The 20,223-nt window shown below is 30.1% G+C and carries 18 protein-coding genes and 1 tRNA gene; 10 read left to right on the plus strand and 9 right to left on the minus strand.

Going from position 1 to position 20,223, the window contains the following annotated elements:
- Positions 1–72 precede the first annotated feature (72 nt).
- The 4 genes from QHG34_RS13000 to QHG34_RS13015 all read right to left on the minus strand — a co-directional run bounded on the left by QHG34_RS13000 (position 73) and on the right by QHG34_RS13015 (position 2,729).
- Complete coding sequence (locus QHG34_RS13000; protein ID WP_282630646.1) at positions 73–846, minus strand: hypothetical protein; 774 nt, start codon at positions 844–846, stop codon at positions 73–75.
- 317 nt (positions 847–1,163) lie between these two features.
- On the minus strand, positions 1,164–1,490 hold the full coding sequence (locus QHG34_RS13005; RefSeq protein ID WP_282630647.1) for a MerR family transcriptional regulator: 327 nt from the start codon (positions 1,488–1,490) through the stop codon (positions 1,164–1,166).
- Between the two features lie 315 nt (positions 1,491–1,805).
- A tRNA-Leu gene (locus QHG34_RS13010) sits at positions 1,806–1,886 on the minus strand.
- Between the two features lie 60 nt (positions 1,887–1,946).
- A complete protein-coding gene (locus tag QHG34_RS13015; RefSeq protein WP_282630648.1) occupies positions 1,947–2,729 on the minus strand; it encodes an MBL fold metallo-hydrolase in 783 nt (260 codons plus the stop codon).
- A gap of 39 nt (positions 2,730–2,768) precedes the next feature.
- On the opposite strand from QHG34_RS13015, the gene QHG34_RS13020 reads away from it, so the two are divergent.
- Positions 2,769–4,214: a TonB-dependent receptor gene (locus tag QHG34_RS13020; RefSeq protein WP_407080914.1), complete on the plus strand. Its 1,446-nt coding sequence runs from the start codon at positions 2,769–2,771 to the stop codon at positions 4,212–4,214.
- Between the two features lie 176 nt (positions 4,215–4,390).
- Positions 4,391–4,801, plus strand: a complete 411-nt coding sequence (locus QHG34_RS13025) for a lipocalin-like domain-containing protein (protein WP_282630650.1) — start codon at positions 4,391–4,393, stop codon at positions 4,799–4,801.
- A gap of 61 nt (positions 4,802–4,862) precedes the next feature.
- On the opposite strand, the gene recA is transcribed toward QHG34_RS13025, so the two are convergent.
- Both recA and bcp read right to left on the minus strand, forming a co-directional pair.
- Complete coding sequence (gene recA / locus QHG34_RS13030) at positions 4,863–5,912, minus strand: recombinase RecA (RefSeq protein WP_282630652.1); 1,050 nt, start codon at positions 5,910–5,912, stop codon at positions 4,863–4,865.
- A gap of 11 nt (positions 5,913–5,923) precedes the next feature.
- Positions 5,924–6,379, minus strand: a complete 456-nt coding sequence (gene bcp / locus QHG34_RS13035; protein WP_282630750.1) for a thioredoxin-dependent thiol peroxidase — start codon at positions 6,377–6,379, stop codon at positions 5,924–5,926.
- Between the two features lie 171 nt (positions 6,380–6,550).
- Between bcp and nth the strand changes: the two genes are divergently transcribed.
- Positions 6,551–7,171, plus strand: coding sequence for an endonuclease III (gene nth / locus QHG34_RS13040; RefSeq protein ID WP_282630751.1), 621 nt, complete (start codon positions 6,551–6,553; stop codon positions 7,169–7,171).
- 36 nt (positions 7,172–7,207) lie between these two features.
- Here nth and QHG34_RS13045 read toward each other — a convergent pair whose 3' ends face one another.
- Positions 7,208–7,681 (minus strand): lipocalin-like domain-containing protein, encoded by a 474-nt coding sequence (locus tag QHG34_RS13045; RefSeq protein WP_282630653.1) that lies wholly within the window; start codon positions 7,679–7,681, stop codon positions 7,208–7,210.
- Positions 7,682–7,757: 76 nt separating this feature from the next.
- Here QHG34_RS13045 and QHG34_RS13050 point away from each other — a divergent pair, with 76 nt between their 5' ends.
- Entirely contained in the window at positions 7,758–8,603 is an 846-nt protein-coding gene (locus QHG34_RS13050; protein ID WP_282630654.1) for an alpha/beta hydrolase family protein, read from the plus strand.
- A 31-nt stretch (positions 8,604–8,634) separates the two neighbouring features.
- Here the strand turns inward: QHG34_RS13050 and QHG34_RS13055 are convergent, their stop codons facing one another.
- Complete coding sequence (locus QHG34_RS13055) at positions 8,635–10,782, minus strand: TonB-dependent receptor (RefSeq protein ID WP_282630655.1); 2,148 nt, start codon at positions 10,780–10,782, stop codon at positions 8,635–8,637.
- Positions 10,783–11,398: 616 nt separating this feature from the next.
- On the opposite strand from QHG34_RS13055, the gene QHG34_RS13060 reads away from it, so the two are divergent.
- The 3 genes from QHG34_RS13060 to QHG34_RS13070 are packed head-to-tail and all read left to right on the plus strand — an operon-like array spanning position 11,399 to position 16,736.
- Positions 11,399–13,114: a transcriptional regulator gene (locus tag QHG34_RS13060; protein ID WP_282630656.1), complete on the plus strand. Its 1,716-nt coding sequence runs from the start codon at positions 11,399–11,401 to the stop codon at positions 13,112–13,114.
- A 45-nt stretch (positions 13,115–13,159) separates the two neighbouring features.
- Positions 13,160–14,926 (plus strand): tetratricopeptide repeat protein, encoded by a 1,767-nt coding sequence (locus QHG34_RS13065; protein WP_282630657.1) that lies wholly within the window; start codon positions 13,160–13,162, stop codon positions 14,924–14,926.
- 10 nt (positions 14,927–14,936) lie between these two features.
- Positions 14,937–16,736 carry a helix-turn-helix transcriptional regulator gene (locus QHG34_RS13070; protein WP_282630658.1) on the plus strand — a complete coding sequence of 600 codons (1,800 nt, stop codon included), beginning with the start codon at positions 14,937–14,939 and terminating at the stop codon, positions 16,734–16,736.
- A 37-nt stretch (positions 16,737–16,773) separates the two neighbouring features.
- On the opposite strand, the gene QHG34_RS13075 is transcribed toward QHG34_RS13070, so the two are convergent.
- Positions 16,774–17,715, minus strand: a complete 942-nt coding sequence (locus QHG34_RS13075) for an endonuclease/exonuclease/phosphatase family protein (protein ID WP_282630659.1) — start codon at positions 17,713–17,715, stop codon at positions 16,774–16,776.
- A gap of 62 nt (positions 17,716–17,777) precedes the next feature.
- Here QHG34_RS13075 and QHG34_RS13080 point away from each other — a divergent pair, with 62 nt between their 5' ends.
- The 3 genes from QHG34_RS13080 to QHG34_RS13090 are packed head-to-tail and all read left to right on the plus strand — an operon-like array spanning position 17,778 to position 20,163.
- Positions 17,778–18,908: a 5-(carboxyamino)imidazole ribonucleotide synthase gene (locus QHG34_RS13080; protein ID WP_282630660.1), complete on the plus strand. Its 1,131-nt coding sequence runs from the start codon at positions 17,778–17,780 to the stop codon at positions 18,906–18,908.
- Between the two features lie 5 nt (positions 18,909–18,913).
- On the plus strand, positions 18,914–19,417 hold the full coding sequence (gene purE, locus QHG34_RS13085) for a 5-(carboxyamino)imidazole ribonucleotide mutase (protein WP_282630661.1): 504 nt from the start codon (positions 18,914–18,916) through the stop codon (positions 19,415–19,417).
- Positions 19,418–19,431: 14 nt separating this feature from the next.
- The gene (locus tag QHG34_RS13090; RefSeq protein WP_282630662.1) at positions 19,432–20,163 is read left to right on the plus strand and encodes a carbon-nitrogen hydrolase family protein; all 732 of its coding nucleotides are present in this window, start codon (positions 19,432–19,434) and stop codon (positions 20,161–20,163) included.
- Positions 20,164–20,223: the final 60 nt, after the last annotated feature.

A 20,223-nucleotide genomic window follows, 5' to 3' on the forward strand; every position in this document is an offset into this window, starting at 1 on the left:
AAATTGCTCTGTTTCATAATTATCCCTAAGTTAATAAACTATATTTTTAAACGGTCCGGTTTTTAGGGAAGATTACAGATTACATAAACTATATAATGTTTCTCCTTTATATCTTACAAATTGTCTTAATTTTTTAGACAAATTCGTCAAGTTAGTGTGAAATCTATTATCAGAATTCTTATTTCTTGACATTCTAAAGTTTTTATTTTTTAATTCCTCTGCACTCCTATTATAACTTTGAATTCTTAAATAAATTTTTCTAAATAACTCATCATCATCTATATGATACATTTTGTCTTTTTTTGTCAATTTGGACGGCATTAGTTCCAAAAAATTATTTTCGTCAAATTGTAAATCATCATTAAACCATTTTGTCAAATGCGCAAGATCTTTATCCTTATAACCTTGAAATAAATAATCATTTTTTGGATGTTTAATACTTCTATTAATTTCAATATTTTTTATATCAAAAATCCTGTAGCCTGATAAATAAGCCTTTTTATAATTAAATTTATATTTAGTACATCGTTTTTTATAAGTTGAGTAATTCTTCTTATCTAATATTCCTATTGACAATAGAAAATCCAAATACTTACTATAATCAGCTTTATATCTCTTCAATTCAGCAGATGGAAATGGAATATAATCATCTATTAAATCTCTATATTTTTTAGATAAAATCTTATACTCCATTTTACTAATGATATATAACAATTCATCCCATTTTAAATTTTCAGGAAATATGCTTTTATGATTATTAACATAATCAAATATCATTTTTGAAATAACCATTTTCCAACCATGTTTAGATGAATATCTCCCATTAATTTTTTTCAATTTTTTCATATTTTTATTTTTAAAACATAGCAATCCCCCTACACGATAGGAAACCTATGTCTATTCTTATTTTTTCTTTAAAAAGTGTAGGTAAAAATTAACCGTTAAGAAATAACGGCTTTGATTTGAGATGATTCTCAATAAATACAGAATTACTACCCCAGTAATTGCTATATTTTAAGCACTAAAAAACAGCTATACAAATACATCTATAAAAGAAAATAAATTGAACCTATAATCAATTTAAATACAAGCAATTGGATATACCCCTCTATGCTTCAACACGATTTTTATTTTCTTTTATTTCTGTGTGTATTATTGGTTTTTTAAGCAGTTAATAAATAATTGTTTTTAACAGATTTGATGTTACACAATTTTTTGACATTTTCATAAGTATAAAAATATCTAACCTTACCTCCATCAGTAACATCAGATAAAGCGTTTAAATCGCCTTGTTTTTCCCAATTAATAACAGTTTGATAAGTTATACCAAAAATATCTTGAATTTGTCTTCTCGTATACTTTTGTTCTTCAGTAGCAATTGAAGTACTTAAAGGTTTTGTTATATAATCTTCTAACATTTGAAACTTGCTTTCAAAGTGTTCAATAATTACATCCTTTAATAACTGCTCTAAATCTCTTTGATTTAACATAAAATACTGGTTTCCCTCCATTCTCTCTAATTTTTAATATTTGATAAGAGATATACAAAAGGTGTGCCAAAAATGTTAAAATTAAGATTATGCAAAATTAGTGATATTATTTTATATATACAAATTTATTTTCAACAATATTTTATCAGCCACTTAAAATGATCTGAATAATAATATTTTATATTTTTTGTATATTTGTTCAATAGTAATATTAAAACATAATTAATTCTAAGAAAGTGTTTACAAATGTAATTACATTGAAATAAAAAAAAGATTTAAACAACTAAAAATCAGTTAAATAAATCTTTTAAGTAGTACTCGGAGTGGGAATCGAACCCACACTCCAAAGGAACACGAGTTTGAGTCGTGCGCGTCTACCAATTCCGCCATCCGAGCCTTTATGGACTGCAAATATAATGTTAGTTTATTTATTTATCCAACTATTTTTTAAACTTTTTACAGAATTATTTCTAACGTATCGTAAGCCAAATATTTACCTTTTGGTAATTGTTTTTCTACTTCATCATGAAAACCCAAATGATGAGAAATATGCGTAAAATAAGTTTGCTTAGCTCCTATTAAGTCTGAATATCTTATTGCTTCATCTAATAATATATGCGAAAAATGTTCTTGTTCTAATCGTAAAGCACTAATGATTAACACTTCTACTCCACGTAATTTCTCAAGAGATTCTGTCGGAATTGTTTTTACATCAGTTAAATACGCAATTTTATCATCAATCAAATATCCTAAAATAGGTAAAGGTCCATGCAAAATTTCAATTGGCTCAATTTTGAAACCAGCAACAAAAAATTTTTCATCTTCTACAACATTTTCTATCACCGTTGGTACACCAGGATATTTATGCTCTGCAAACATATAAGGAAAACGATTGTGTAATTCGTCCAACACGCGTTTCAAACCATAGACATTCATATCATCTCCAGATTTAAAAACCAATGGACGAATATCATCTAATCCCAAAACATGATCATTATGCTCGTGAGTATAGATAATTCCATCCAAGCGTTGCGCATTATATCGTAACATTTGTTGTCTAAAATCTGGTCCGCTATCTACCGTAATAATTTTACCATCCTTTTCTAACAATAAAGAAGAACGTAAACGTTTATCCTTTTGATTAGTTGACAAGCACACTGGATGATTACTTCCGATAATCGGAATTCCTTGTGATGTCCCCGTTCCTAAAAAATGTATTTTTATATTTGATTTAGCCATAATGATTTGGTAAATTTACCACAAACTATTTGAAATATAATTATGGCATTAGAACAAGTTCTTACTCCTAAACAAAAAGCTTTAGAGATCAATTTGAATCCGAAAATTTACGGTTCTTTTGCAGAAATTGGTGCCGGTCAGGAGACCGTTCGTTTTTTTTATCGCGCTGGTGCAGCTTCTGGTACAGTAGCTAAAGCGATGAGTGCATATGACAAGGAAATGTCTGACTCTATTTATGGAATTGAGGAAGATCGTCGTTATGTAACACAAGTTCGTCTTAAAAAGATGTTAGATCACGAAATGGAATTGATGAAAGAGCGTCTTGTTCATGATCATTACAAAGAAAAAGCATTTTTTACTTACGCTAATACCGTTACAACAATTGATTATTCTAAGAAAAACGAAGGTCAAGGTTGGATTGGACTTCGATTTAAACTAGATGCGGAAGAAGAAAAAGCAAATGAAATAATTTTTCATGTAAAGTTTAAAGAAAACTCTGCTCAGCTACAACAAGAAACACTAGGTATTTTAGGTGTTAATTTGATTTATGGCGCTTATTATTATCACGATAACCCTCGTAAATTAATTAAATCGTTATACGACACTCTAGATAAAGATCAGTTGGAAATTGACATGATTAATTTCCGCGGACCGCAATTCAAGTACGTTGATAATCGTTTGATGTCGCTTCAATTAGTTAAAAATGGAATGACTGATGTTGCTGTTTTCAATCCGCAAGGAAAAAATATTTTGCCTGCTGATTTATTATACAAGAAAAATATTTTTGCTATTCGTGGTTCTTTCCGCCCTTTTATGAACGTGAATATGGATATGTTCAAAGGTGGTTTAGAAATTTTCAAACAAGAAGAAAATGTACGTGCAGATAATACCGAAATTTTATTCGAGATTACACTTTCTAATTTGATAGCTTCAGGTTTTGAAGGCGAATTAAACGAGCGAGATTTCTTAGATAGAGCTGATATTATTGGTAGTTTAGGCTACAATGTAATTATCTCTAACTTTTCTGAATATTATAAATTGGTCGATTATTTCTCGCAATTTACTCGCAATCAAACAAAGATTGGTTTAGCAATGGGCGTTAATAATCTGCTCGAAATTTTTAACGAACAGTATTACGCAGATTTACCAGGCGGTATTATGGAAGCTTTTGGTAAATTATTCAAAAAAGATGTCAAAATCTATTTATACCCTTATTTAGATAAAGAGAAAGATTTACTATTAACTTCTAAAAATCTTCAAGTTAGTGATAGTGTTCACGAATTGTATAAATACTTCTTGTATAACGGAAGAATACAAGATATTATGAATTACAATAGAGGTTATTTAGATTCGTATTCGCGTCGTATTTTACAAAAAATTGCTAACGCTGAAAAAGATTGGGAAAACGAATGCCCAGAAGGTGTTGCAGACATGATCAAAGATCGTGGAATGTTTGGCTACAAATTGAAATATATTTTGGAGTAAATATAAAATGTCAATCTGAACTCGTTTCAGATTCTCATCATAAATAATATGTGATGTTGAAATGAGTTCAACATGACAAACCACTTCTGTAGAAGTGGTTTTTTTATAATAATTAATTAAAAATAGATAACTAATTTCTTCTTTCATAGATTTGTTGTTAATTATTAAAACAACTTATGAAAAAACTATTATTATTTGCTGCACTTTCAGCGACTACATTTTTCTCATCATGTAATAACGATGATGATTCTAATATTTCAAAATCTGATTTATTACAAGGTACTTGGAAAATAAAAGACGAAGGTTATGTAGAAAATGGAAAAGATGTTTCGTACAAACTAACATCTTGTGAATTAAAAAGCACTTTAGAATTTAACAGCGATAAATTTTTAGCTGAGCATTATGAAGGTGATGAAAAAGAAACGTGTTATCATTCTACTGGTAAAGGTACATGGAAATTAGATGGCGATAAATTATCTACAACAGATCAAGATGGTGATAATTCGGTTATAAAAGTTGAAAAGCTAACAAAGAACGAATTCATATATCGTTATGATGATGGAGATTACGCTATTTATATAAAATAGAACAAAAAAAGCTCTGAGTTTCCTCAGAGCTTAAAAATCATTATATAAAAATTCTTTCGAATTAATCTTCTAATAAATCTGCTGGATCATCAACAGAAACTTCACCTATAACTGGTTCACCTTTGATTAATGCAACAATTTTAGCTTCAATTTCTTCTGCTAATTCAGGATTATCTCTCAATACTTCTTTTACAGCATCGCGACCTTGTCCTAATTTACTATCATTGTACGAATACCAAGAACCAGATTTGTTTACAATTCCTTTCTCAACACCCATATCCAAAATTTCTCCAACTTTAGAAATTCCTTCACCGTACATAATATCAAATTCTGCTTGACGGAATGGTGGAGCAACTTTGTTCTTCACCACTTTTACTTTCGAGTGATTTCCGATTACCTCATCTCCATTTTTAATTTGAGTAGAACGACGGATATCCAAACGTACAGATGCATAGAATTTTAAGGCGTTACCACCAGTTGTTGTTTCTGGATTACCGAACATTACACCAATTTTTTCACGTAATTGGTTAATGAAAATCGCTGTACATTTCGTTTTATTGATTGTTCCTGTCAACTTACGCAAAGCTTGCGACATCAAACGTGCTTGTAATCCCATACGAGAATCTCCCATTTCACCTTCGATCTCTGCTTTTGGAGTAAGTGCCGCAACAGAGTCAATTACGATGATATCTATCGCTCCCGAACGAATTAAGTTATCTGCAATCTCTAACGCTTGCTCCCCATTATCTGGTTGAGAAATAATTAAGTTTTCTACATCAACACCTAATTTCGCTGCATAATAACGGTCAAAAGCATGTTCTGCATCAATAAAAGCTGCAATTCCACCAGCTTTTTGTGCTTCTGCAATAGCGTGTAACGTTAATGTTGTTTTACCTGACGATTCTGGTCCGTAAATTTCGATAACACGTCCGCGAGGATAACCTCCTACTCCTAACGCTAAATCTAATCCCAAAGATCCAGAAGGAATTACTTCAATCTTATCATCAACAGCCGAATCTCCCATACGCATTACAGTTCCTTTACCGTAAGCTTTGTCCATCTTATCTAAAATCAGCTGTAACGCTTTCTTTTTATTGTCTAAATCGCTCATTATATTATTTTTTATTTTTCTAAAATTTGTTTTGCGTGTTCTTTTGTTTTTACTTTTTCGATTACATCTGTAATCACTCCTTTTTCATCAATGATGAACGTTGTACGATGAATTCCATCAAATTCGCGTCCCATAAATTTCTTAGGTCCCCAAACGCCAAAAGCATTCAAAATATCATGGTTTTCATCTGCAAGTAACGGAAAAGGTAAATTGTTTTTTTCTGCAAAATTCTTTTGTCTTTTCACAGAATCTGCACTTACTCCAACCAAATGATAACCTTGTGCTTTTAATGCATTTTCGTTATCGCGCAAATCGCACGCTTCGGCTGTACAACCTGGCGTACTTGCTTTTGGATAAAAGAAAACGACTAATTTTTTTCCTGCAAAATCTTGGTACGAAACTTCGTTTCCATCTTGATCAATTCCTTTAAAATCTGGAACTTTATCTCCTATTTTTAACATCTTGATTTGTCTTTAGAACTTCTCGTAAAAATAATGATTAAATCTTGAATCATGATTGATTTAACTAATTAATCTTTTATTTATACTACAAATGTAATGTTACATAGCGTCAAAATAAGTCGCTATAAATAATCAAGATAAAAATGATACATTTACATAAAAGTTCCAGAACTTATGATGTTAAAGAAAGAACGTATCCAATTTGTGATTGATGAATTGGAGAAATTATATCCAGTTCCACCTATTCCATTAGACCATCAAGATGCTTTTACTTTATTGATTGCTGTTTTATTATCTGCTCAAACCACAGATAAAAAAGTAAACGAAGTAACACCCGAATTATTTGCAAAAGCGGCGAATGCAAAAGCAATGTCTTTATTAGAAGTTGATGAAATAAAATATTACATCAGACAAATTGGTTTGTCTAACACAAAAGCTAAAAATATCAAACGACTTTCTGAAATCTTAGTCGAAAAATATAATGGCGAAGTTCCAGAAGGTTTTGAAGAATTAGAAGAATTACCTGGCGTTGGACACAAAACCGCTTCGGTTGTGATGTCGCAATGGTTTGGTCATCCTGCTTTTCCAGTCGATACTCATATTCATCGTTTGATGAAATTGTGGAAATTGACAAAAGGTAAAAATGTTGAAGAAACGGAAAAAGATGCGAAAAAGATGTTTCCAAAAGAATTATGGAACAAACTGCATATTCAAATCATTTATTACGGACGCGAATATTCTCCTGCGCGCGCTTGGAGCTTAGAAAAAGATTTTATTACACGAAAAATGTTCGAATAAAAAAATGCCTTCAAGAAATTGAAGGCATTTTTAATATTATTTTAAAGGTATAAAAACTTGCTGACGAAAATAAATTGTATCAGCCTTATTTATTGTATCAATCGTCCTTACTGTATCTTGTATAACTAAATAATAAGGATCAAGTTGGCTCACATAATAATATTTTTTTTTGGCATTAGTAGGCGTTATTGTTAACGTACGTCTTGCTGTTCCTGTATTGTATGTATACGTTCCTTCCGTTTGTGTTTGGTTACAATTATTATTTTCTGTTTTGTAAGCTACAGAATAATACTTTGTAAGATCAGAAAAATCTAATGTAGATTTACGCTCACATTCTAACAATTTATCTGTTTGAGTTGTATTACTTTTTACAGTACGTATTTCTTTTAACTTCCACTTATTTGCTCGTAATAATTGATCTTGAGAAATCGCCAAAGAATCATCCTCTTTACAAGAAAAGATAGAAAGCGTGATGATTGTAATGAATAGGAGATGAACTAAATTTTTCATTAGAATTTCAAATTATCATGTAAAAGTAAAGATTTTGAAATAAAACGATAACTTTATATCCATCTAAATTTGTTTTATGAAAGTTTTCCAAATCGAAACTTCTGATCAGTATAAAATAGCTGTTACATCTTTTGGCGAAAACAACGCAACTAATAAAATTATTGTGATTTCGTCTGCAATTGGTGTTAAGCAAACTTTTTATGCAAAATACGCAACCTATTTGGCTAACAAAGGCTATTTAGTTTTTACGTACGATTATCGAGGAATTGGCGATTCTAAGCCTGAAAAAATGAAAGGTTTTCGTGCGCATTTCACTGATTGGGCTGATAAAGATTTTTTAGGTTTAACCCAACACTTGGAAGAATTTTATCCCAATCACGAAAAATTCTTGATTGGCCATAGTATTGGTGGAATAATGATTGGTTTGACTAGAGCTTACCGAGCTTATGACAAAATTGTAACGATAGGTTCGCAATTTGGTTATATTAAGAATTTTCATCAAAAAGACAAACCGAAAGTTAATTTCTTTTTCAAGATTGCGATTCCTGTTTTGTCTTCTTTTTATGGCTTTTTTCCATCGCAAAAAGTTGGAATGGGCGAACCAATTCCGAACGGAATTGCAAAAGATTGGAAAAAATTAATCACAAAAGAAACGTCGATTTTAGGTTATGCAAACGAATCTCAAAATTTATATGAGGAAATAAAAACGCCTATTTTGATCATTAGTTTAGACGATGATTTTATGGCAACACCAAAAGCTGTTGATTTATTTGGTGAATTAGTTTTGAAAAATGCCAAGAAAAAACGTTTAAACATTGTGCCGAAAGAATATGGTTTAGATAAAATTGGTCATTTAGATTTTTTCCGTGAGAAACATAAAGAACAATTGTGGAATATTCCACTCGAATTTATAGAAGAATAAAAAAGCTCGAGAAATTCTCGAGCTTTCATTTTTATAAACGAATTCCAATTCCACCCAAAACGTTAATTCCGGCTTGTGGAAAATAATTTCCTCCTTCGTAATAATATCCATTTGATTCGTATTCTACATCAAACAAATTATTAATTAGAAAAGAAAACTGAATATTTTTGATTCCTTTAATTTGTGGCGAATATTTTATCAATAAATCCGAGACCAAATAACTTGCTAATTTACCATCTGCAAGTTCTGTATTTGACAAATATTGCTCACCTACATATTTGTTCGTCAGATTAACCAATACATTTTTGAAAGGAACAGCTTCAAAACCAAATGCAGAAATAACTTCTGGAGATAAGGCAATTTTTGTTTTTCCGTATTCTTTTAAAGTCGAATTTCCGGCTGCATCCCAAACTTCTTCTTTATAATCAACATTTTTATTTTGGCTTAATGTTAGGTTTCCAAAAAAATTCAAACGATTTGGTATCACTTTATAATTTACATCCAACTCTATTCCTGTTCTATAACTTTTACCAGAATTGATTCGTTTTCTACTTCCTACATCATTAATTTCACCTGTCGGTATTAACTGATCTTTGTAATCCATATAATATAGATTTGCATTAACAGAAAGTTGTCCAGTTCTTCTGTAACCTAATTCATAATCTTGTAAAAACTCAGACTTTGGTTTTTTATCTTTAGCAGACAAACCTTCGTAATCTATACGCAAAGGTTCGCGTTGAGAAATTCCGTAAGATGCGTAAAAAACATTATTCGAATTGACATTAAAATTAATTCCGGCTTTAGGATTTACAAAATTGAATGTATCTGTAAAAGGTCTAAAATCTTCTAAATCATTTTCTCCGTTTGGTAAATATTTAGCATCATAATTGACATAACGATACTGTACATCTCCAAAAAACTCAAATTGATTCAGTTGATACAAAACTTTAGCGTAAGCTGCTAATTGCTTTTTTACAGAACGATTGTTGTAATACTTAAAGTCTTTATCCGTCCAATTTGTATCTTTTACCCACAATACATTTCCATAATGATCGCCATCATATTCATTGGCAGATAATCCAAAAAATACTTTAAAATCGTTCAGTTTTTGATTCTCAACTTCAAGGTTAAATCCATAGAAATCATTATCTAAATACTCACGATTAATTAAATTTCTCTTTTCAGAAGTTAGATGATTTAATTTATAACGTTTAAGATTTCTGTTATTTTTATAGCTCTCGTAATATCCTTTCCCTTTTGTATAGTGAAGAGTTAAATTTGATTTCCAATTTCCTTCAAAATCTTGCAACCAAGACAAGAAATAATGGTTTTGGCGATAATTATCGGTATGATTTTTATAAAAACCGATTACTTCTTTCTTCTCATTCTGTATTTCTCCTTCAAAATTGTAAGTACGATCACTTTCTAATGTTTTAGCATCAACTCCACTCCATGCTTGATACGTTTGTTCTTTCCCAAACATATTCTGGAATCTGAATTTTGTTTTCTTATTCACTTCATACAAAGCAGTAAAATCATACGAGATCAAATCTACCCAAGATCTGTCTACATACCCATCAGAGTCTATCTTAGAAAAACGTCCATCAATACTTAATTTATTATTCAATATTTTTCCTGTACCTGCTTGAACTGTATACTTTTGCGTTTTAAAATTTCCGAAAGACACATTTGCTTCTGCAAAAGGAATTGTAGACGGATTTTGCGACTCTATGTTAACACTTGCACCAAAAGAAGCCATACCATTTGATGATGTTCCGACACCACGTTGTATCAACATTGAATTTGTAGACGAAGCTAAATCGGGCATATTGACCCAAAAAACACCTTGAGATTCAGCATTATTCAACGGAATTCCGTTAAGAGTTACATTGATGGATTGCTCATTAAGTCCACGAATTTTGATAGAAGAATAACCAATTCCTGTTCCTGTATCAGAAGTCATAGTAACAGATGTTGCAGAATTAAGCAATGTAGGAATGTCTTGTCCTAAATTTTTCTTCTGAAGAATCTTGTTTGAAACTTTTTCTACCGTAATTGGTAATTTCTCTGTAATTGAAACTTCCTGAAGTTGAATGTTTTGGTTTTGGATAGAATCTTGTTCTTGTGCATACAGTATTGATGCACCAAATAATGACAATAAAAAAATCGACCTTTTCATAATTAAAATAATATTATGAAAGGAGCCATCTTACACTTTAAAATATACGCGCGAATGTAATTTGGTGAAGTACCAGTTCCCTTAGCAGCATTACCTGCTCAGGTTCTTTGGGTATAATCTCAGCCTCTGATTTTGAAGCACCCCTTTCGATTGACGGTCAAAGGTAGTATTGTTTTTTAATATTAACAAATTTGCTTTAAAAAATGAGAAGTTAGTTATTGACATAAAAAAAACCTTCTAGCATAATGTCTGAAGGTTTTTTTTGGTTTAGTAGTAAAAAAGATTGATTGGTAAATCAATTGGTTTAAATTGGTAAACTTTTAAAATATTAAGATGATATTCTTACTTTTTAAATCTGAAGCAAAGGAAGGGCAGAAATAAATAAATTCATAAAAAAACGCATTACATAGCGTCTACACTAAAAATAAAACTGTCTACATATTGTCTACAATAAAAAAAACATTAACTTTATACGCTAATTACGAGCACTTTATATCTACCCTACAAAATGTATTTAAAATATCAAATCAAACCTTTTTTGAACAGGTTGCTATTTGGATTCTGTTTTTTTATTTCAATTTTTGTTTTTTCTCAAGACAAATTTGAATCTCAATTGATGAATATTGAGAAAAATATTATTGATTCCAAACACGAAGAAGCCGAAAAAGAATTAAATACTTTACTAAAATCTAACTCAGATAATAGTTTCAACACAGTTATTATTTATACTTATTATGTAAATATGTATTGCAGTTTGTTGCAATATGACAAGGCTTTAGAATTTTCTAATCTGTCAAAAGAGATATCTGATAAAACACCTGATAAATTAGATGATGCTTATACAAATTATTCGTTTACTAAAATATACTTACTGAATCAGGTATATGATAAAACGATAAAACATGCGAATCTGACATTACAAATATTAAAAAATTATCCTAAGGAATATAAGTTATATGCAGATACCTATTCTCTTATGACTATATCTCATTCAAGAATGGGAACTTACAATGATCAGTACAAAATTTATGCAGAACAAGCATTAAAATACTCAGAAAAAACCAATAACCCTATCAATATGGTTGCGTCATATTCTGCTGTTATGTACATGTATTATAATAGATATATGAAAAGTCATTTACAAACTGACTTGGATGAAGTATATCATTATGCTAAATTGACTTTAGAATATACCATCAATGATAAATATAAGAAGTACATGCCTATTAAGGCGAAAGTATTAGCCTATAATAATCTTGCTTCAATGCTAAATAGTTATCCAAATAAAAGCATGTCTGATACTGAACGTTATCAATTAGCAGAGCAATACATAGAAAAATCTATTGAGATTAGTAAAACAGTTAAAATACCCGAGTTATTAGCAAGTTGCTATACAACTTATGCTGAAATACAGGAAAGTAAAGGAGATTTGAGCCAGGCCGAAATTTATTATCTAAAAGCATATGATGAAATAAAAAACTCTGTATTAGATATCAAAACAAAAAAAGAGATTTCTCAATTACTCGCATCGTTTTATGGTAAAAGAAATAATATTAACGAAGAATTAAAATACTATAAATTACTTTTAGAGTACACTAAGCAACTAAATGAAAAAGCTTCAGAGGATAAAAGTAAATTTCTGGAAGCTTATTATAATGCTGAGCAAAAAAATCATGAAATACAACAATTAAAAAGCACAAATTCACTTTATCTAAAACAACGTGTTTTATTTACTATCGCAATTATTACCTCAATAATTGGTGTTATTTTTCTTATTTACATTATACGTTATAAACAAAAACTGAACAAACAAAAAACTGATTTGTTAGAAGCAGAAAATGTAGAAACATCGTTATCTCTAAAACTTGAAAAAGAAGAGAAAACTAGGTTAAAACTAGAACAAGAGCTACTTGCTTTACAGCAAGAACAGCTACAGAAACAAGCTTTGGCAACATCTATAGAATTGTCACATAAAAAATCAGTTTTGAAAGATTTGAAAGAAAAAATATTGGATGAAAAAAACCCTAGTTTAGATCGATATTTCAAAAATGAACGAATCATTGAAAATGACTTTGATAACATTCAGAGATTAATCAAAGATATTCATCCTAATTTTTATAGAAAGCTAAATGATATTGCGAAAACAAATCTAACAAATCTTGATTTAAAATATTGTGCCTATATTTATCTAAATATTGATAATCAGCAAATAGCAAATCTTCTTAAAGTTGAACAAAAAACGGTAAGAATGGCTAAATATAGATTAAAACAAAAAATAGGTCTGCAAAAAACAACAGATCTATCTGCTTATATACAAAATCTCGAACTATAATTTAATTCATCTCCCTTTCTATCTACTAAAACTAATACCAGGGAAATGAAATATATTTTTTTCATATCATTTTTGATCTCAATTTACATTTTTGGTCAAAGTGATCTTAACAAAGACCAACAAACGGTTTACGCCTATTTGTATAATAAAGAAAATGATAAAGCAAAGAACTTAATCGACGAAAAGTTTCTTCAGTCTTCTAATAAATCAGACCAAGTCATTGGCTACATTTATCTAGCGGATTACTATAATTCTATAAAAGACGAGCAAAACAAAAGTGAAGCCTTATTAAAAGCCAAAAATATAGCTACAAAAGGGAATCAATTAGATAAAGCTTATGTTGATTATGGCTATGCGCGTTATTATGAAAAATTAGGTAAAAATGATTTATTCGTAAAATTAATTAATCAAAGTATAAAATCGTTCTCTAAATATCCTAACGAGAACTTTATGTTAACGCAATTGTACTTTCAGCGATTTAATTATAAATCTAAGAATCCTCTAGAAAAAGATGTTCGTAATGATGCCATTGCTTCAAATCAATATGCAATAAAATCAAAAAGCAATTTACTCATCAACTTTACTTACAGTAATTTAGGTTATTATTATAAACAACAATATAATACAACCGAAAACAAATTATACCTAGATTCGGCACAAACTAGCTACAAAAAATCGTATGAATTTGCTCAAAAAATTAAAGATCCTTTTACAAAAAAGAGATCAATTGTGGTGTATTATTTAAACTATGGTAGCTTAACCTCTTCACTCCCAAATAATTCTTTTGATGAAACGATAAAAAATTATAATACAATTCTTAGCTTAACTGAGAATGATGATAAATTTGCTGACATCACTGCGTTAACATATAACAACATGGGTTCTGCGTACGAAAACATCGGTAATAACGAAAAATCATTGTTTTACTATACCAAGTCTTACGAACTATCAAAAGACAATAAAGATATTTTTCCGAGTATAAAGGTTGTCATAATAAGTAATCTTGCCAGAATTTATGAAATTATCGGAAAACTAGACCAGTCACTTGTTTATGAACGTATTGCTAAACAACAAATGCAGCAAAATAGTCAAGAACAATTTGACAATAACACAAAGGCTTTAGATGTATTTTATCAAACAGAACAGAAAAACCAACAAATAAAACAACTTGAAGAAAAGAATAAAATCTATACAAAAAATAAATTTCTTTATATAGGTGTTGCTATATTATCAATATTTGGTGCTATTTTCTTAAGTTTTATGTTCTATTACAAGCAAAAAGCAAACAAACAAAAAACTGATTTGTTAGAAGCTGAAAAAAATGAGGCTGAGTTGACTTTACAATTAGAGAAAGAAGAAAAAGCGCGTTTAAAGGCAGAACAAGAATTACTTGCTCTACAACAAGAGCAGCTACAAAAACAAGCACTCGCAACTTCGTTGCAATTGAAACATAAGACGACATTTATCAACGAATTAAAAGATAAAATTAAAGAAGATAAAATTGTCAACTTGGATCGAATATTGAAAGATGAACGATTAACTGATGACGATTTTAATGAAATTCAAAACATTGTACAAGAAGTTCATCCTAATTTGTTTAAACGATTAAATGAAGTCTCAAAAAACAAATTATCAAGTTTAGATCTTAAATACGCTGCTTATCTCTATCTAAATATGGATAATCAACAAATTGCAAACGTCATGAAAATAGAACCAAAAACCGTTAGAATGGCGAAATATAGAATGAAACAAAAAATTGGGTTAGATAAAGAGCAAGATTTACAAGTTTTTATTCAAAATCTAGAATTATAGCATATTGATAATGAAAAATATTACTTTCATCCTATTATTTCTTGTCAATTCAATTTTACTTTTTGCACAAGATAAACTTGATCAAGAACTTTATTCGGTTGAATTTCTTTTTGTTGACGAAAAATTTCCTGAAGCTGAAATTAAGTTAAAAGATTTAGAAAAAAGATATACAGACAATAATCTTAATTCGGTTAAAATTAATGTTCGGTTTGCTATGCTTTATGGTTTATTAAACGAATATACCAAAACGTTTCAGTATGCCAATTTAGCTCAAAAAATAGCTCGTTCTACTCCAGAAAAATTAGATGATGCATACAGCCTTGAAGCATTTGCCAGAATATATTTAAACAATCAACTACCAGAAAAAACGGTACAACTTGCTAATCAAGCATTAAAAATCTTAGAAAAATATCCGAACGAATATTTTTTAAAATCTCGTGTTTATTCATTATTAACTATGATGCACACCAGAAATGGTGTTTACTCAAAAGAGTATGAAGCTTATATGAATAATGCTTTAAAAAATGCTCGATTATCTAAAAACCCGTTGCAGATATTTAACTCTCTTACAGAAAAATCGCTTGTTAGTTATGCAAAACAACTACAAACAAAAGAATATCAAGACATCGAAAATACATTTATTTATACTGAAGAAGCAATTCATTATGTAGAATCCAACAAAAAAATTCTACCTCTTGCTACCCCAAGTATAATGCTTTATAATAATTATTCGTCATTACTTAATAATTATCCTTATCATAAATACAGTCAAAGTCAGAAAAAAGAAATAGCCGAAAAATATGCAATAAAAGCTTTTGAATTAGCCGAAGAAGGAAACATCAAAGGTATGCAAATGGCTGCTTACGCCTCTTATGGTCAAATTCTTGAGAGTAAAAACGAGCTGAAATTAGCTGAAGAATATTACCTAAAAGCCTATCATTTAGCCAAAGATAATAATGTAAATAAAGCGAAAAAAGTTGCTGGAAATATTGCTGAAATAATTGCTGCTTATTATAAAAAACAAGGTAATCTACAAAAAGCGCTGTTTTTTACTGAAGAAAATCTGAGATTTAGTCGTGAATCGACCAATCAAATTCTAGATAATAAACGAAAATTTTTGGAAGAATATTTTAGTAGCGAACAAAAACTCGCTCAAATAAAGGAGTTAGAAGAAAAAAATAAAATCTATACAAAACAAAATATTCTATATGCTGCAATCGCAATTTCTGCAATTTCCGGAATCGTATTTTTAGCCTTTATGTTTTACTATAAACAAAAAGCAAATAAGCAAAAAACAAATTTATTGGAAGCAGAAAAAAACGAAACCGAACTAACTTTGCAATTAGAAAAAGAAGAAAAAGCACGTTTAAAGGCAGAACAAGAATTATTAGAGCTACAACAAGAACAATTACAAAAACATGCTTTAGCAACATCTTTACAACTAAATCAAAAAAATTCTTTTTTGAATGAGTTGAAAGAAAAAGTAAAAGATAAAGAAACAATCAATTTAGATAGAATTTTAAAAGACGAGCGACTAACAGACGAAGATTTTATAGAGATACAAAATATCGTACAAGATGTTCATCCTAATTTATTTAAACGACTAAATGAAGTTTCTAAAAATAAATTATCTAATCTTGATTTGAAATACGCTGCGTATATTTATCTGAACATGGACAACCAACAAATCGCAAATATCATGAAAATTGAGCCAAAAACGGTACGAATGGCAAAATACCGAATGAAACAAAAAATTGGTTTAGAAAAAGAAATTGATTTACAGACATTCATTCAAAATTTAGAATTATAATAAAGTAAAAGCCTTGAAAATTTTCAAGGCTTTTACTTTATTCTATTTTCAACTCTACAACAATCGGAAAGTGATCTGATTTTATATCTTTTCCTCTATAGAAATTCGTTACTTTAATTGGACTCGAAACCCAGCATTGATCGATATTTGTTCGTAAAATGGGTATCATTGCATTCCACGAATTATTCAATCCAAATCCAGAACGCGCATCTTTCATTTTATCCGATTGCACTAATTTAAAATTAGGCGAATAAACAGTTGAATTCAAATCGCCAATCAACACAATGTTTTTATTTGGTAAAGCATCTATTTCTTGCTTCATTAACTCATATTGTTTATTACGGCGTTCAAAACGAGCCTGACTTGGTAAAGGTGGAACAGGATGCGTAGCCAAAATACTTACTGGTTTTGCGTCTACAGAAATTTCCGCTAAAATAGACGGATGCATCTCGTCGATATAGTTTTTTGTAGACACTTTGGTAAGCGGTGTTTTAGAATAAATTGCAATTCCGAAATTGTTACTTCTAACTTCTTCTTTGTAATATGGATATTCTTTTCGGATAAAATCAACATGTTTTTGCCAAGCGGGTGTTAGTTCTTGCAAAACAATTACATCAGCTTTCTCTTCTGTCAAATAATCTTTTAAATATTTATAATCATCATTTCCCGAATAAATATTAATCGAAATCATCTTAAGATTAGATTGTTCTCCTTTCGCATTTTCTCCAAAGTAGAAGTTTCCAAGATTTTTGTACGTAATGATTGGTATAGCAACCAAAGGAATCAACCATAAAATGTTTTTCTTTTCTTCTTTTCTAATGGCATAATTGTGAATTAAACACAAGAAAAAAGCAATAATCAGCGCATAAACAGAGTAATGCGACAACATATCAAACACAAAATATTGATAAAAACTCTTGCTCGTCAGATAAATTCCGGCAAATACAAAAAATAAAATTCTACTCCATTTTGTTAACATCTCGTCAATACTTTTTTAATTCTTGTAAAAATAGAAATTATATTATTCATTAACTTCGCAATATGATAAAAATCGGAATTTTAGGAGGAGGACAATTGGGATATATGTTTTTGCAAAATGCATTGCAATATCCTTGTGAGATTAGTATTTTAGATCCAGCTGCTGATGCACCTTGCGCGCCACATGCACATCATTTTGTACAAGGCGATTTCAAAGATTATGATACGGTTGTTGCATTTGGAAAAGAGTTAGATGCAATCGGAATTGAGATCGAACACGTAAATGTTGAGGCATTGCGTTATCTAAAATCAATCGGGAAACGTGTTGTACCAGATCCTGAAGCTTTAGCGATTATTCAAGACAAAGGAATTCAAAAAGAATTTTATGTCAACAATAATATTCCGACAGCGCCTTATTTTGGATTAGATAATTGGGAAGATTTAAAATCGAAACAAGATGTCAGTTATCCAATTTTCCAGAAATCTCGAAAAGATGGTTATGATGGAAAAGGTGTTCAATTCTTAAAATCGGAAGCTGATTTAGACAAAATGCTTCAAGCGCCTTCAATTTTTGAAACGCCAGCTGATTTAGATCGTGAAATTGCGGTTGTTACCGTTGCCGATCATTTAGGAAATATTGTCACTTATCCAACAGTAGAATTCGTTATCAACGAAGAATATAATTTGTTAGATTATCTGTTGATGCCTTCTACACTTCCGAAAGAAATCACTGATCGAGCTGAACAAATTGCACGTGATGTTGTAAAAGGTTTAAATTCTCCAGGAGTTTTCGCAGTCGAATTATTCTTGAACAAAGATCAATCGATTTGGGTAAACGAAACCGCTTCTCGTGTTCATAATTCTGGACATTCTACCATTGAAGTAGCTTATTCCTCACAATTCGATCAAATGTTAAGAACCTTAATGCAATTGCCACTTGGTTCTACAAAATTGTTTACAACTTCTGCAATGGTTAATTTGATTGGAGCTGAAGAACAAACTGGACAAGCAGAAATCGAAAATATTGAAGAATTATTGACGATTCCAGGAACATTTTTGCATTGGTATGCAAAATCAATCACAAAACCAGGTCGAAAAATGGGACACGTTACATTGGTAAACGATGATTTAGAACAATTAAAACAAAACATAAAACAAGTCAACGCAACGGTGAAAGTCGTGGCAAAAAAGTAACAACTATGGTAGGAATTATAATGGGAAGTGATAGCGATTTGCCTATCATGAAACAAGCTGCTGATCTATTAACAGAATTAAATATCCCGTTCGAATTGACAATTGTTTCGGCACATCGTACACCACAACGTATGTTTGATTATGCAAAAACAGCGCACGAACGTGGAATAAATGTCATTATAGCTGGAGCTGGTGGCGCTGCACATTTACCAGGAATGGTTGCGTCTATTACGCCGCTTCCTGTGATTGGTGTTCCAATTAAATCGTCAAATTCTATTGATGGTTGGGATTCTATTTTGTCTATTTTACAAATGCCAAATGGAATTCCAGTTGCAACAGTTGCTGTAAATGCAGCAAAGAATGCAGGAATTTTGGCTGCTCGTATTTTAGGTGCTACTAATCCAACTTTGCAAGAAAGATTAATCAAATATCAAGAAGATTTACAAAAAGCTGTAGAAGCGAAAATAGAGCTTGTAAAAGGTGAATATCCGAATGGGTTTGATAGGTAAAAACTAATTAGGTAATGAAAGTAAGTGTTGCACAAATCAATCCAATTAAAGGAGATATTGAAAGTAGTATTAATCATCATTTAAAATTTATAAGAAAAGCAACAGAACACAATGTAGAACTGATTGTTTTCCCTGAACTTTCTTTAACAGGTTATGAACCTGAGTTAGCCAAGAATTTAGCTTTGAATGTAAATGATAAACGTCTTAATGTTTTTCAAAAATATAGTGATGAAAATAATTTAACTATTGGAATAGGTTCTCCTACTTTTAACAATGGATTTATATTTATTAGTATGATAATCCTGCAACCATTTAAAGAAAGATTAGTTTACTCTAAAACTAATTTATTTCATTCTGAGTTAGATATTTTTTCACCTGGAAGTGATAATTTAGTTGTACATTTTGAAAATGGTGAAAATTTTACTCCTGCAATTTGTTATGATATTTCAGACCCTGAACATTCTTTTATTGCGAAAAATAATAATACCTCTCTTTATATTGCAAGTGTTTTAAATTCAATTTCTGGTGTTGATGATGATTTAAAAAAGCTATCACACATTGCTAAAAACAATCAAATGAATGTGATGATGGCGAATTATATTGGACAGTCAGGTGGCTATAATTGTGCTGGTAAATCTTCTGTCTGGAATAATAAAGGTCAACTTATCATGCAAATGAATAATACAGATGAAGGATTAATTATTTATGATACGAATACCGAAGAAGGCAATATTATAATCTGTTAATTTTAAATATATTCGACATAAACCAAAAACTCCCAAACTTTACAGCTTGGGAGTTTTTTA

It is taken from the genome of Empedobacter sedimenti (genome assembly GCF_030005555.1).
GTDB classification, from domain to species: Bacteria; Bacteroidota; Bacteroidia; order Flavobacteriales; family Weeksellaceae; genus Empedobacter; species Empedobacter sedimenti.

Bases quoted from the DNA above. Each gene is read 5' to 3' on its own strand.
- QHG34_RS13045 (WP_282630653.1), bottom strand. From the start codon at position 7,681: ATGAAAAATTTAGTTCATCTCCTATTCATTACAATCATCACGCTTTCT.
- QHG34_RS13060 (WP_282630656.1), top strand. From the start codon at position 11,399: ATGAATATTGAGAAAAATATTATTGATTCCAAACACGAAGAAGCCGAA.
- nth (WP_282630751.1), top strand. From the start codon at position 6,551: ATGTTAAAGAAAGAACGTATCCAATTTGTGATTGATGAATTGGAGAAA.
- QHG34_RS13070 (WP_282630658.1), top strand. From the start codon at position 14,937: ATGAAAAATATTACTTTCATCCTATTATTTCTTGTCAATTCAATTTTA.
- QHG34_RS13050 (WP_282630654.1), top strand. From the start codon at position 7,758: ATGAAAGTTTTCCAAATCGAAACTTCTGATCAGTATAAAATAGCTGTT.
- QHG34_RS13080 (WP_282630660.1), top strand. From the start codon at position 17,778: ATGATAAAAATCGGAATTTTAGGAGGAGGACAATTGGGATATATGTTT.
- QHG34_RS13015 (WP_282630648.1), bottom strand. From the start codon at position 2,729: ATGGCTAAATCAAATATAAAAATACATTTTTTAGGAACGGGGACATCA.
- QHG34_RS13000 (WP_282630646.1), bottom strand. From the start codon at position 846: ATGAAAAAATTGAAAAAAATTAATGGGAGATATTCATCTAAACATGGT.
- QHG34_RS13025 (WP_282630650.1), top strand. From the start codon at position 4,391: ATGAAAAAACTATTATTATTTGCTGCACTTTCAGCGACTACATTTTTC.
- QHG34_RS13055 (WP_282630655.1), bottom strand. From the start codon at position 10,782: ATGAAAAGGTCGATTTTTTTATTGTCATTATTTGGTGCATCAATACTG.
- QHG34_RS13065 (WP_282630657.1), top strand. From the start codon at position 13,160: ATGAAATATATTTTTTTCATATCATTTTTGATCTCAATTTACATTTTT.
- recA (WP_282630652.1), bottom strand. From the start codon at position 5,912: ATGAGCGATTTAGACAATAAAAAGAAAGCGTTACAGCTGATTTTAGAT.
- purE (WP_282630661.1), top strand. From the start codon at position 18,914: ATGGTAGGAATTATAATGGGAAGTGATAGCGATTTGCCTATCATGAAA.
- QHG34_RS13075 (WP_282630659.1), bottom strand. From the start codon at position 17,715: ATGTTAACAAAATGGAGTAGAATTTTATTTTTTGTATTTGCCGGAATT.
- QHG34_RS13090 (WP_282630662.1), top strand. From the start codon at position 19,432: ATGAAAGTAAGTGTTGCACAAATCAATCCAATTAAAGGAGATATTGAA.
- QHG34_RS13005 (WP_282630647.1), bottom strand. From the start codon at position 1,490: ATGTTAAATCAAAGAGATTTAGAGCAGTTATTAAAGGATGTAATTATT.